This window comes from Paraburkholderia sp. BL23I1N1, from assembly GCF_003610295.1.
Classification (GTDB): Bacteria; Pseudomonadota; Gammaproteobacteria; order Burkholderiales; family Burkholderiaceae; genus Paraburkholderia.
Genome location: NZ_RAPV01000001.1, coordinates 4,082,897 through 4,095,269 on the forward strand (window position 1 = coordinate 4,082,897; position 12,373 = coordinate 4,095,269).

Genomic DNA, 12,373 nt, shown 5'->3' on the forward strand with positions numbered 1-12,373 from the left:
CTCTTACTCCAGGAGACACTCCACATGAGCGATCGATTGCTTGTTGCAACCCGCAAGGGATTGTTCGTTCTGCAAGCCGACGGCGAGGGCGGCTGGACGCTCGGTGAGCCGTATTTCGTGGGCGAGCCGGTGAGCATGGTACTGCCTGATCCGCGCGACGGTTCGCTGTATGCCGCGCTCAATCTCGGCCACTTCGGCGTGAAGCTGCATCGCCGGCGCGCGGGCATAGAGGATTGGGAAGAGTGCGCGGTCCCCGTCTACCCGCTGCAGCCTGCCGACGAGACGCATACCGGTGACGGCGCGGACACGAGCGCGGACAATGCGAGCGCGGCCGTGCCCAGCCCGCCGGCTCCTCCCTGGACGCTCCAGCAAATCTGGTCGCTCGAAACCGGCGGCCCGGACGAGCCGGGCGTCCTGTGGGCCGGCACGATTCCCGGCGGGCTCTTCCGTTCCGACGACGGCGGCGACACATGGCTGCTCAACCGGGCGCTGTGGGATCGCCCGGAGCGCCGAGAATGGTTCGGAGGCGGCTACGACGCGCCGGGCATCCATTCCGTGATGGTCGATCCGCGTGACAGCCGGCACGTGACGATCGGCGTGTCGTGTGGCGGCGTCTGGCAAACCGCCGACGGCGGCGCGACCTGGCGCGTCAGTGCCGAAGGCATGGAGGCCGACTACATGCCGCCGGCGCGGCGCGGCGATGCCAACGTGCAAGACCCGCACCGCGTCGTGCAATGCGCCGCAAATCCAGATGCGCTGTGGACGCAGCATCACTGCGCGATCTTCCGCTCGACCGACGGCGCGGCGCACTGGCAACGGATCGAAGCGCAGCCATCGAGCTTCGGCTTCGCGGTTGCCGTGCATCCGCGCGAGCCGGACACCGCGTGGTTTGTGCCCGCGGTGAAAGACCAGTGCCGGATCCCGGTGGACGGCCAGTTCGTCGTCACGCGCACACGCGACGGCGGCCGCACGTTCGAGCGTTTCTCGAACGGGTTGCCGCCTGCACCGGCGTATGACCTCGTGTATCGGCACGGGCTCGCTGTAGATGACTCCGGCACGCGCCTCGCAATGGCGTCGACCACCGGCGCGCTATGGACGTCCGACGACGGCGGCGAAAGCTGGCATTTGATTTCAGCACATTTGCCGCCTGCTTATTGTGTTCGGTTTGGATGAGGGCGCGGGGCGGGCTGGTAAGACATGAAACGCCTACATTGCCATTCATGCGCCGGACATAGCCTGAATGCGTGCATCGGCGTGATGGATCGATAGTTCGAGCCGTACGCGCTGGCGAACCGCTTTGTGTAGCTCGCCTTGTCACAAGAGACTTTTTGACACTTCGCCGAACGTCTGATCAGCACCAGCAGTCACGCGGGCGCCCTGCGCGAGAGACAGCTTTTGGCGGAGGACGCAGCTCATTTTCGCCAATCGAACGGCCGTTTGCAGGTGCGGAGCCGCCCCCTGTGCGTCCGGAGAATGATTCTGACGAATGACCCTTCATGGCGTGCGCCGTGCAAAGGCGGCGCTTTCCCAGTGGGTGCAAGCCCCACCCGGCACCCGCTCCAGCCGGAAGCAACCGGAGCAATCGTGGAGGTAACGAAGCGGTTGAAGCCTTCGGTGAAGCGTGTCACGAAATACGGTGACAGCGCGAGTATGCAGGCCGTAACGCGAGTGAACGCCGAGCAAGCCTCGAAAAGGACGATGCGCAGGCCGACCCGGCAACCCTATCGGGGAAGGCTGATACGACTGGGTGAATGAGCAGGCTGGACGCCCAGTCGCTGCGCCGGGGTAGTGGCGACAGCATGTACACAAGGAAAGCGTACGCAACACGGGAAGTCCCTCGGCGTGGTCAGGGATGACCAACCTGACGCCCGCGAGGGACAGGCCGGGCGCCTTGGGATGACGGAGAGGCCCGTATTACCGCTGAAGCCGGGTAATGCTGGTGGAGGGAAGGGGCCTCAGTTCAAGACAGACGCAATACGTAGTGAGGACGTGGAGATTGGGCAACCTATCAACTCCGATTCGTGTTCAGAAGCTGCAGATGGCGTTACACGCGAAAGCGAAGGCAAAAGCCGGGTATCGCTTCTACGCGCTGTACGACAAGATCTATCGCGAGGATGTGCTGGCGCATGCGTACGCCCAGTGTCGCTCGAACAGGGGCGCGCCGGGTGTCGATCGGCAGGACTTCGCGGAGGTCGAAGCGTACGGGGTGCAGAAGTGGCTCGGTGAACTGGCGCTTGCGCTCAGGCAGGAGACTTACCGGCCGGACCCTATCAGAAGAGTGTTTATCCTGAAGGCCAATGGCAAGTTGAGGCCACTGGGCATCCCGACGGTGATTTCATAATGCACCTCTGCCAGTTGAGTGTTGGAACGTTACCGCTGAAGATGTCCTGAAGTGCGTATCCAGCGCCGCAGTTGTTGTTCTTTGGTGCGATTGGGCGTGATCCACCAAGGACCGCGTCCATCGAGCTTGCGGGCCTGGACAACCTGGCGCTCGATCCAGTAATACACCATGTGTGTACTGATGCCCAGCCGGTCAGCGAGTTGCTGTACCGTAAGCTCGTCGGGGCGTTTGAAGCTGGTTGCCGCAATCTCGTATCGGTAGTGTATCCATTTGACCATGGAGAGCGTGAACGATTTGCCAGTCGCGCTGCGCAAGCCTTCCTGATTGAGGTGCGCAACGATTTGTGGGTCGGACAGACGTTGCGACAGTTTGCGGACCTGGTCGACGGTCTCCGCCGGATAGCGTATTGTTTCGGGGCGCGGCCTGGGCAGATCGACGGTGATGTCGGTGCACGGGCCACCCTGCCAGCGGATATGCAGCACGGCTTGTCGCGTGGCAGATAGTTTCTCGACCGTGATGTCCCGGATGAGCAGTCGCAACATGCGCTTGCGGTCCTTCGCTGACGTGGTCGGCGCCCGCCAGAGGCGCGGCAGATTGCGCGCCAGCGCGAGGACCTGAGCTTTCTGTTCGGACGTCGCGACGAGTGCCTTCTGGCTCTGGAACTGGGCGGATTCCGTCCTGATCGCCTCAAGGTGAAGCATCGCGTCGTTCCAGCGCCGCTCGAGGGTACCCGCGACCAGACGGTTGGCCGGATCGCATTCCTGATAGCGACGTTCAGCGAGTGCGACCTCATACTCGGCGCGTTCGATGCGCATGTGCCACTGGCGCATGATGGCATGATCGCGTTGCTCGAGTTCGCTCAGGGCGGTCACGGCGAGCTCGAGTTCGGCTGGTTGCAGGGCGGTGAATACAGCCTCGCCAATTGCGTTGTCAAGTAGGTCGCTGCGCATGCTCATGCAATCTGTGGTCGCCAGCCCTTCGCGGCGACGAGCACTGCATAAGTACAATGGATAAAGGCCGCCGTTACCCTGGTAGCGAACAGTCAACGCCCGACCACAGCCGCCGCATATCAGCAGCCCCTGAAGCAGCGCCAATCCTTCACGCGCCGCACCACTGAGCACGGTACCTTCGCCGTTGGTCCTGTTTTGCGCCAGGTGTTCCTGGTTGCGCTCAAATTCCTCCGGGGTGATATATCCATCATGATGGTCTGGCAGATGAACGCGCCACTCTGTCTTCGGAACCGGCTGTACGTGCTTATGGACCTCTCCCTGTGGTGTGATGCGCTGACGATACTGATATCGTCCAAAAACATAGATGCCGGCATAGGAAGGATTCCGTATCAAACCGAGAACACGTCCGTGACTCAGGCGCCCCCAGATGAGTCGACCTGCCCAGGCACCTCCATAGGCACGCTTTGGAAAGCGCAGGCCCCCTTCGGCAAAGCGCTTGACAACCGCGTACGCGCTGCCGGTCTCCTGAAACAGACGGAATGCGAGCTGCACGGCACCGCGTACCTCGTCATCGGGATCCAGGACGATGCGGCCGTCATCGCCGTAGCACAAGCCGACGGGCAGTGGAAAGCGCAACTCACCCTTCTTCGCCTTGTTGAGTTTGCCGCCCTGGAGGCGGCCGCGCAAGAAGTGCAGTTCGGCCTGTGCCATCGTACCTTTGAGACCAAGTATCAGGCCGTCGTTGAAGTCGCCCGCGTCGTAGCAGCCATCGGCGTCGATCACGAGCGTATGGGTGAGCGCGCACAGTTCGAGCAGGCGATGCCAGTCTAGATTCGAGCGTGCCAGGCGAGAAACCTCCAGTGCGAATACAGCACCCACGTTCCCCATCGAGACGTCCGCTACGAGGGTCTTGAAGTCTTCGCGGCCCGTCATCTGCGCCCCCGACTGGCCGAGATCGCGGTCCAGGACCCGGATCGCCGTCTCCGGCCAACCCAGTGCCATCGCTTTGTCGCGCAACGCGTATTGACGCTCGGTGCTCTCCTGATGGTGTCGTACCTGGGCCAGCGTCGACTGGCGGATGTAGATGTACGCCGGCTTGCTTTGATGTTGGGGGGTGATCTTGGTGTTCATCGAAGGCCTCCTCGGTCAGCTCCAGCTCGGGCTCGGCGGTGAGCCAAGCCTCGAGCATGTTGGCGATGAGTACGCCGGCCGATTGCGGATCGATGATGTGGGTGAGCGACAACGACGACTGGCTCACCGGCGCCCCTCAGAGCGCCTCGCGGCGGCGCAATAGTTCGCGGTTGATCTCGCAGATCTCCTCGATGATCTCGCGAACGCGGTGATAGTTCGCCAGGTGCTCGGCGACCTCGGTGTAATCGGCTTGCGGCACGTAGTCCATTTGCGGACGGCGGCCGGGAAAGCTCACGGACAGGTAGTACTTGGGACCATGGCCGGGGCCGTCTGCACACTTGCAGCCCGGTTTGCCGCAGCGCTTGTAGCGCTCGATGAGCGAGCCGCGCAAGAGCGTCTCTAACGCCGGCATTTGCTTCAGCAATTGCGCGCGGCGTCTGCGTAAAGTGGATGACGGAATATCTTCCATGGGCGGACCACGTTAAAAACTGGTCTGATAATAGGTCAAGGAGTCGCATTGATCAAGCTCCTTTGTTTAAAGACTTCCTGGACGGGGCAAGCAGGTCGATCAACGCGACCAGTTCAAGCAACATGTCGAGATCGAATCGGCATGCGGTGATGCTCGCGTCGTCGTGAGCGGATGGTGCCCCCCAGTCCGTCCATTCGCGCGCAATGCTAAAGCTGCCGCATTCCTCATGGCCGAGGAGCAGCGTGTCGGTGCCGGCGACGCGACGGGTCTTCAGGACCGGAAAGCGTTGGCCTCTGAGGGGATGAAAGGGATGGCGGATCTCAGCCCAACCCAAATGCTTACTGAGCCCCTGTGCAGTTCGCGTTGACCGTCTCGACCCTGCGAGATCGGGTGTGCATGACAGCAGCGATGCTGGTGCTCGAACCGATCTTCGAAGCGGACCTTCCGCCAGAGCAGTACGCCTACCGCGCGGGGCGAAATGCCCAGCAAGCGGTAATCGAGGTGGAGGAACGCCTGCACCGAGGGCAAACGGACGTCGTTGACGCCGATCTCGCGGACTACTTCGGAAGTATTCCCCACGCCGAACTGATGTTGTCGCTCGCGCGTCGCATCGTTGATCGGCGTGTGCTGCATCTGATCAGGATGTGGCTGGAGTGCTCTGTTGAAGAAACCGACAAACGTGGTCGGAAGAAACGTACAACGGAGGCCAGGGACAGCAGGCGCGGCATTCCGCAAGGCTCACCCGTTTCACCACTGATGGCGAATATTTATATGCGCCGATTTGCGTTGGCATGGAAGAAGCTCGGACTTCAGCGCAGTCTTGGCAGTCGAATCGTGACCTACGCGGACGATCTTGTGATCTTGTGCAAGCGAGGCAAGGCCGAAGAGGCCTTACTGCAACTGCGCGCGATCATGGGCAAGCTGAAGCTGACGGTCAACGAGGAGAAGACGCAAATCTGCAAGGTTCCGGAAGGGGAATTCGACTTCCTGGGTTACACGTTTGGGCGGATGTACTCGGCAACGACTGGTCAGGCCCGTATGGGCATGAAGCCGTCGAAGAAGAGTATCCGGCGCACGGTTGAGAAGGTTCACGCGCTGACCGCCGCTTCCATGACGTGGATGGACACCACGGAGCTGATTGGCAAATTGAACCGCACGCTACGCGGCTGGGCGAACTACTTTAAGGTAGGCACGGTCAGTCGCGCATATCGGGCGCTCGATAGCTACACCAGCACGCGGTTGCGTCGGTGGTTACGTACCAAGCACAAGGTAAGACGTCGCCGGGGCGGGAGCTATCCACCCTCGCACCTCTACGGGCACTTCGGACTCGTTCGTCTACAGGGGCCTTGGTAGTGACTTGCCGTGTACGAAGGCGTGATGTCTCGTCCGAGAGCCCGTTGCGAGATCTGCACGGCGGGTTCGATGAGCGGGATGTGGAAACGGGGTTACGGCGAGGTTATTGGGGCACCACCAGACGAAAGAGGTGGCAACAGACAAACCCAGCCTACCGCCACCGCGTCACATCTCGACTCTACCGCCCCTGCCTGTCGGCGATCGGCGGAACCCGACCACCCGGCGAGCAACCTATTGCCGCTCCCGACGCGTGTACGAATACTGATGCGCGAGCCATGCCATCCCGGTTCCGTCCGCCATCATGAAATGCTGGTCTTTCCTGTCCCGGTCAAGTCCCTGATGACTGATTACCTCGTCCATTCGCAACATCTGGCCAGAGACTGCTTCGCCGTTGCCAGGCAAGGCGAATGGCTCGAACGTGAGGGTGATATTGTCCGCATCGCCTCGCGCGAAGCTCCATGCCGGCATGATGCCGACTGCGGCGCGAGTATCCATCGATACATAATCCCACCGGCCTTCAACCCGATTGAAACTCAGATAATCAATCCGCAGGATCGCCGCGCCATCGTTGGCGGGATATAGGAACTCCTGCAGCATCGAGCCAATCAAGCGACGCTCGGCGACCAGTCCGGTCGTTGTCTCAGGCGGTGCCGACGGCGAACTCCACACCGTCTCGGTCACGTCCCAAAGACCCGTGCGCTCGACGAGCGTCTGATTCTCCGGGCCGAGTTCGTTTAACCGGGTTGATGCAGGGACCGGCTTGGACTCGGCCATCCTGGCGACGAGAAAGCAGCCGAGCGTGACTCCCAGAAAATGCCGGCGATCGATCATGTCAATTCTCCAAAGTGACGTTTGAACTCGCTGATCTGAGTCGATCACTTATCGTATCGTCGATTTTTAGTCTACAGTGCGGATATATTTTCTCGATATTGGCGCTCCAAGCGATACAAAGAGGATGATCGTGACCGAAGAATTCAATGACATTCCCGCTTTTGTCGCCGTGGTGGAAGCCGGCAGTTTTTCCGATGCCGCGCGTCGGCTGAATCTGTCACGCTCCGCTGTGGGGAAGGCGGTCTCGCGCCTTGAAGAGCGCGTCGGCGGGCGGCTCTTTCATCGGACCACCCGTGCGCAAAGTCTCACTGAAGACGGTCAATCGTTTTACGAGTATTGCCAGCGCGCGCTCGTCGAGTTACGTGCCGGGCAGGATCTCATGGACTCCGGTCGCACCGAGATTCGCGGCAGATTGCGTGTATCTATGCCCGTGCTGTTCGGCCGCCGATGTGTCGCGCCGATCCTCTTGCGACTCTCCGCGGCGCATCCGAAACTCGAACTGGATATGCATTTCAGCGACCGGCTGGTCGATCTTGTCGACGACGGATTCGATCTCTGCGTGCGCAATGGACCTCCTGGACAAAGCGCCGGCCTGATGACCCGCGAGATTGCTACAGAGCGCATGCTGGTGTGCGCGTCGCCTCGCTACCTCGAGGAAAATGGCACACCGGAAACGCTCGCCGATCTTGCGGCTCATCAAGCGATCGCTTATGGTCGGCGCGGGCGGGTTCAGTCGTGGTCGTTTCTACGGACGGGCGGTTCGCCTTGTTACGTCACACCGCCGGCAAAGCTTAACCTCAACGATATCGAAGCAATCTCTGATGCTGTTGCAGCGGGTTTTGGCTTGGCCTGGCTGGCGCACTGGCTAGTACGTGACCGGCTTCGGGCCGGTGAACTCGTGGAAGTGCTCCCAGCCGCAGGCGCCATCGTGTCGAACATCTCTTTGATCTGGCCGGCAACGCCCCGTCTGCCCCAACGCGTACGCAGCGCGATCGACGCCTTGACAAGCGAAGTCGCGGCATTCACAGCAGCTTGACTTGCTTTGCGGAAACCTGAAGAGCCTTTTCAAGTAACCGAAAATGGGCGACGTCGGAAAATGCGGAGCCTTCGAAGCGACCTTGCATTCATCAATCGGCGTGAGGTGTCCTCCCGGCCCCTCAAACGGCCGTAGCGGCACGCGTTGGCCGAGGCTCACCCTTCAGCTTGGAAGGCCTGCGGCGTCTGCAGCGGCGGCACAGGCGGGCTGTCGATCAGCCGGCTCAGGATGTTCAGCACCGTTTGCTTGTTTGGGGCGCAGGCTTCGAACGCCGGCTCGACGGCTGCGAGCACCATCTGTTTGTCGTTCAGCAGGACCAGCGCCAGAATCTCGACCATCTCGCGGTCCCCGCCGGGACACTTCAAAAACACCTGCAACTTGCGGAACTGGCTGGAAACGCGGCGAAGGGTGCGCCATTGCGAAGCGCTCCAGGTTTGCGCTGCAGAACTGCCAGGCAGTGACGCCAGTCGTAAATGGTTTCGCCAGGGTCGTGACTGCGCTTAATGCGCCGGTCGTGCTCGGCAATCACCTGACCTTTGGTGGCGAAGACAAGCTTTGTCGACGATCTACATCGTTATGTCGAATGGCTCAAAGTGGCCAATCAGCGTCCCAGGAACGAGCGCGACGCTCGCCTCCGCCGCGCGCGATGCAAAAGGCGTGAGCCGACCCCGAGCGGACTTTCAGCGCACTTGGGACCGAACGACCGAAGTCAGGCCGTCATCGCTCTTCGCGAAAGCCCCACCTAGACGCAATACTGTTCACTTGATGACCGCTTTCGGTGAAATTCGCTGATTCAGCGGCTCCGATCGTCGGCGTATCCGGAAGTTCGACATCTTTCGCTTCACGCCGCGGGGATTACGCTTGCCGCGGCTTTGCACGGCACGCCCACTGGCGATTTCCCGCAGTAAGCTGAGCCTCCAACTTTGCCACTGCTCAGGGGGGAACGGCCGCCGCCTCGGGCAGGCGTCGGTTCAACACGCGTACGGCATGAACGAACGATAAGTCTTCCGGGTGCTGCCCGCTGTCCTGGGCAGCCTCATACATCAGTCGACGGATCGCCGCGTGGGTAAGCATTAACGCATAGAACTCCTGACGGACCAGATCAGGCGTCTTGCTACGCAGCACCTTCTTGCCGTCGCACAGATGTGTCTTGATCTCGTCAAACATCTCTTCTATTTTCCAGCGCCGGTGGTACAGCGCCGCGAGTTCTATGGCAGGCGCCACCGCTGCGTCCAGCAGATTGGTGATCAGGCGATACTGCGGCTCGGCATCAGGCACACCTTCCAGGCAATACTCGATGACCCGCACCTGCATGCCGTTGCACTGGTGTCGCCTGTCGGTGTCACTGGCATAGACAGTGCTCAGGTACGAACCATCTGCCAGCGGCACTTCGCACGGCAGCCGCAAATTCGACTTCACGCGCCACAGCAGCTTCGCTCCGGTGGCCACCGCGTCGCGCCACATGTCATAGCCATAGAACAGGCGATCGGCCAGCACCAGCATGTCGTCCGAGAATGCCGGAAACAGCTGGCGTGTGAGCGCCTGTTCGCTGTGCTCGCATACCCCGCCCATCTGGACCTCACACAGCGCGTGCGTCGCACATTCGGCCAGCGCTACGAAGCGAATCTGCGGATACGCGGCCTCACCGCGCCCTCCCTGCGCATATCCGAACGCTTGCGCATTGGCCTTCTCATCGGGCACATCCAGCGTGGAGCCGTCCACGCTCATGACCCGATAGCCCGCATAGTCGCCGCCTGCGGTTCGTGGGTGTTGCGCCGCCTGCCGGGCGAACAGCTCGCGCATCACCTGCCATCCCAGGCGTGCGCGACCCTGCGAGATCGCCGCCTTGCTGACCTGCGCGTCGCGTACCTGGTCGCCGTAGATGCGCCGCAGTCCCTCGATCACCAGACGAAACACTTCCTCATAGGCCACGCGCGGATACAGGCACATCGCCATCACGAAATACACCAGCACTTCACGCGGCATGTCGCGGCGCACGCGCGTCTGCACGCCGCACTTCGTGAGCGCCTCCTTGACCTGTCCCAGGGAGCAGTTCAGCGCCAGATACCCCACCGCCAGATAGTCCGCGAGCCGCGCCCCGCCTGGCAGCGTTGCTTCCGTTCTTGCCATCCTTCAAGCTCTTCTTGTTGGTTCAGAGGCTTGAAAGTTAACACAAATTTGAGCTTGTTAACAGTATTGCACCTAGACGCGTGCGCTGCCCCTCGACTATTGTTGCGGCACCATCAAAAGCTAACCGCGTTCCATCTCCCTACGTTTCTTTCGCTTCCTTTTACTGGTCGGCGATGCGTGAAGACACACCTGTTCCTCGTCGGCAATGTGCACGGAGGGAATACGCGATCGCTCGCCTGCGTGTCGCAACGGCCCGTCTTATCCGCGCCGATTCGGCGGCTGAAATTGCTCGCGCTACTTGCTGGGTCAACGCCTGGGCGAGCGCGATTGGCAATCTACACTTCCGTGGATTCGCCGAAGGGCGGGTCGGACACAAGCCGAGGCGGTGATCTTCCGAAACATGGGGACAGCAGAAGTACGACTGATACCCCCTATCCAATGCCGTCGCTCAGGCTGCGCTTCGTGCCGCTACATGTTGATTTGACCCGCGTTGCTCCTTGCTCGTTGAGGTGAAATCGATTGCCTGAAGCGGAATCGTGCCGGAACTGGCAGTTGAACGCTTCGTGCCAGCGTGAGCCAGCATGTGATTCAGATGCAAATAGAGCCTCTCTCGAATTTCGAGTGGGTAACGCGGGTTGTCGGACGGGAAAATGAGTGGGTCAATGGCGGACGGGACGTCCGGCGAAGCGAACCATTGACGCGCTCGCTTTCCCAAACAAGCTAGAGGGCTTGGGGCTGGCGAAGTCTTGCTGCGCCTGCCCCCGAGCCCGTCCAGCGGCGAGGACTTCCCCGCCTTGGGGCGGGGTTAGGGGTGGGGCATTGTCGCCCACGCACCTCGAAGTGCTTAAAAAGTGTGCAAATTCCTACCCACTCCATTTTTTGAAAGAGCCCAAATAGAAGTGTTCGAGCTGTCTTGCGTCCGAAGCAGCGGATTCGAGGTCGAAGACCTCCTCAAGCACGCGGCGCGATACGTGGAAACGCTGAAGGCGGTCGACAATACGAATCTGAAAGACGACGCCGTCACTGTTGTGTGGCACCGCTGCCCAGATGCGCGAATGGTTAGCCATGGAGCCCCCGTGAATCATGTCAGATCAATAGCTCGTCAACTCATGTTCGCACATCTCGACTCGAGGCGAATCATTTCAAAATTGTGACGCCTCATGATTTGTGACATTTTGACCACGAACGACATATTGCAGCGCAGCAGAATAGCGGTAGTCTAAAGGCAGAGCATCTGCAATCGTGCTCCGACGGTCGCGACATGACAGGAGAATGCGCCATGACAACTTCTCAGGCTTACACGTCAACCGCCCCCGTACTGCATGTCTTCGAGCAAGCCGGAGGCTGGCATTGGGGCATCGCCGTCCCGCGTGCAAGAGGGAGCGGATTCAAGCTTGTTGCTTTCAGTGAGAGCACCTTCCCGGTCGAGGACCCCGCCCGCATGGACGGGGGGCAAGCGCTGGTCAACCTGGTGGACAGGCGAAACCGCGAGCGACTCGCCCGGACCGCGGGAGAAGGACTCTTGTAAGTCCGCTATGCGAAAATCAACATCCATCCCTATCGGTCAGGAAGTGACAGCCATGGACCAGCACCATACCAACCTTACTGCACCGCTCCTTACCGTCGACTCGACACTCTGGTTTTCGGCCTATGGCTTTGGTTGGGGATATTGCGCCTTTGCGCTCCCTGCTGAAACGGTTTGTGAAAAACTCGGTGCTGCAAACGAGTCCCCGAAACAATTGATGCTTGCCTTCGAGCTTGGCAAACGTCGGCTTTTGCAGGTCGTAGAGCAAAAAGCGTTGCCCGGCACTGGCGAACGGATAACGCTTTCGACCGTTGATCTCTGACGACGACTGACGCTTCGCCGCGTCGCATATTGCGACACCGGGTGCGCGGCGCGCGACTGCGAACGTCCGCTAAGGCATGCAGACCGAGTGCGGCGATCGTGTCGGGCGCGCATCTCATGCAAAGGGCATAACCCGACCCACGAGAGCCCTTCAGATTTGCCAGCAACGGCCGTTCGACACAGTGTCGCGAACAAAGAATGGCTCATAACGGATCGATGGCGGCGGTCTGCCAGCGGGGGGAAACGTTGCTTGCCGCTTGAAGGTACGAGGTCATAGCGACAAGTA

12 protein-coding genes and 1 pseudogene are annotated in these 12,373 nt (G+C 60.7%); 6 read left to right on the plus strand and 7 right to left on the minus strand.

The features are described 5' to 3' along the window. Positions 1–24 precede the first annotated feature (24 nt). Together B0G76_RS19020 and B0G76_RS19030 are read left to right on the plus strand one after the other, a co-directional pair. Positions 25–1,173 (plus strand): exo-alpha-sialidase, encoded by a 1,149-nt coding sequence (locus B0G76_RS19020; protein ID WP_120293956.1) that lies wholly within the window; start codon positions 25–27, stop codon positions 1,171–1,173. A gap of 865 nt (positions 1,174–2,038) precedes the next feature. Next, positions 2,039–2,341 carry a hypothetical protein gene (locus tag B0G76_RS19030; protein ID WP_259460633.1) on the plus strand — a complete coding sequence of 101 codons (303 nt, stop codon included), beginning with the start codon at positions 2,039–2,041 and terminating at the stop codon, positions 2,339–2,341. A gap of 29 nt (positions 2,342–2,370) precedes the next feature. Here B0G76_RS19030 and B0G76_RS19035 read toward each other — a convergent pair whose 3' ends face one another. From B0G76_RS19035 to B0G76_RS19045, 3 genes are all read right to left on the minus strand, one after another. Next, positions 2,371–4,422, minus strand: coding sequence for a recombinase family protein (locus B0G76_RS19035; protein ID WP_120293957.1), 2,052 nt, complete (start codon positions 4,420–4,422; stop codon positions 2,371–2,373). A 136-nt stretch (positions 4,423–4,558) separates the two neighbouring features. After that, positions 4,559–4,891: a DUF6788 family protein gene (locus B0G76_RS19040; RefSeq protein ID WP_120293958.1), complete on the minus strand. Its 333-nt coding sequence runs from the start codon at positions 4,889–4,891 to the stop codon at positions 4,559–4,561. A 52-nt stretch (positions 4,892–4,943) separates the two neighbouring features. Beyond that, a complete protein-coding gene (locus B0G76_RS19045) occupies positions 4,944–5,225 on the minus strand; it encodes a Y4bD/Y4pK family protein (RefSeq protein ID WP_120292454.1) in 282 nt (93 codons plus the stop codon). 17 nt (positions 5,226–5,242) lie between these two features. On the opposite strand from B0G76_RS19045, the gene B0G76_RS19050 reads away from it, so the two are divergent. After that, complete coding sequence (locus tag B0G76_RS19050) at positions 5,243–6,244, plus strand: reverse transcriptase domain-containing protein (protein ID WP_259460634.1); 1,002 nt, start codon at positions 5,243–5,245, stop codon at positions 6,242–6,244. A 231-nt stretch (positions 6,245–6,475) separates the two neighbouring features. Here the strand turns inward: B0G76_RS19050 and B0G76_RS19055 are convergent, their stop codons facing one another. Then, positions 6,476–7,075 (minus strand): hypothetical protein, encoded by a 600-nt coding sequence (locus B0G76_RS19055; protein ID WP_120293959.1) that lies wholly within the window; start codon positions 7,073–7,075, stop codon positions 6,476–6,478. A 124-nt stretch (positions 7,076–7,199) separates the two neighbouring features. Between B0G76_RS19055 and B0G76_RS19060 the strand changes: the two genes are divergently transcribed. Next, a complete protein-coding gene (locus B0G76_RS19060) occupies positions 7,200–8,111 on the plus strand; it encodes a LysR family transcriptional regulator (RefSeq protein WP_120293960.1) in 912 nt (303 codons plus the stop codon). 155 nt (positions 8,112–8,266) lie between these two features. Here B0G76_RS19060 and B0G76_RS19065 read toward each other — a convergent pair. The 3 genes and pseudogenes from B0G76_RS19065 to B0G76_RS19075 all read right to left on the minus strand — a co-directional run. After that, positions 8,267–8,667, minus strand: a pseudogene (locus tag B0G76_RS19065) (IS21 family transposase); the annotation flags it as partial. A gap of 377 nt (positions 8,668–9,044) precedes the next feature. Then, entirely contained in the window at positions 9,045–10,241 is a 1,197-nt protein-coding gene (locus tag B0G76_RS19070) for an IS4 family transposase (protein WP_120293067.1), read from the minus strand. 863 nt (positions 10,242–11,104) lie between these two features. Next, complete coding sequence (locus B0G76_RS19075) at positions 11,105–11,308, minus strand: hypothetical protein (protein ID WP_120293961.1); 204 nt, start codon at positions 11,306–11,308, stop codon at positions 11,105–11,107. Positions 11,309–11,520: 212 nt separating this feature from the next. Here B0G76_RS19075 and B0G76_RS19080 point away from each other — a divergent pair, with 212 nt between their 5' ends. Further along, positions 11,521–11,769: a hypothetical protein gene (locus B0G76_RS19080; RefSeq protein WP_120296536.1), complete on the plus strand. Its 249-nt coding sequence runs from the start codon at positions 11,521–11,523 to the stop codon at positions 11,767–11,769. Positions 11,770–11,821: 52 nt separating this feature from the next. Continuing rightward, positions 11,822–12,088, plus strand: coding sequence for a hypothetical protein (locus tag B0G76_RS19085; RefSeq protein WP_120293962.1), 267 nt, complete (start codon positions 11,822–11,824; stop codon positions 12,086–12,088). Positions 12,089–12,373: the final 285 nt, after the last annotated feature.

Excerpts from the sequence above, each read along its gene's own strand:
- B0G76_RS19070 (WP_120293067.1), bottom strand. The coding sequence starts at position 10,241 with ATGGCAAGAACGGAAGCAACGCTGCCAGGCGGGGCGCGGCTCGCGGAC.
- B0G76_RS19060 (WP_120293960.1), top strand. The coding sequence starts at position 7,200 with ATGATCGTGACCGAAGAATTCAATGACATTCCCGCTTTTGTCGCCGTG.
- B0G76_RS19085 (WP_120293962.1), top strand. The coding sequence starts at position 11,822 with ATGGACCAGCACCATACCAACCTTACTGCACCGCTCCTTACCGTCGAC.
- B0G76_RS19035 (WP_120293957.1), bottom strand. The coding sequence starts at position 4,422 with ATGAACACCAAGATCACCCCCCAACATCAAAGCAAGCCGGCGTACATC.
- B0G76_RS19075 (WP_120293961.1), bottom strand. The coding sequence starts at position 11,308 with ATGGCTAACCATTCGCGCATCTGGGCAGCGGTGCCACACAACAGTGAC.
- B0G76_RS19080 (WP_120296536.1), top strand. The coding sequence starts at position 11,521 with ATGACAACTTCTCAGGCTTACACGTCAACCGCCCCCGTACTGCATGTC.
- B0G76_RS19030 (WP_259460633.1), top strand. The coding sequence starts at position 2,039 with ATGGCGTTACACGCGAAAGCGAAGGCAAAAGCCGGGTATCGCTTCTAC.
- B0G76_RS19040 (WP_120293958.1), bottom strand. The coding sequence starts at position 4,891 with ATGGAAGATATTCCGTCATCCACTTTACGCAGACGCCGCGCGCAATTG.
- B0G76_RS19020 (WP_120293956.1), top strand. The coding sequence starts at position 25 with ATGAGCGATCGATTGCTTGTTGCAACCCGCAAGGGATTGTTCGTTCTG.
- B0G76_RS19055 (WP_120293959.1), bottom strand. The coding sequence starts at position 7,075 with ATGATCGATCGCCGGCATTTTCTGGGAGTCACGCTCGGCTGCTTTCTC.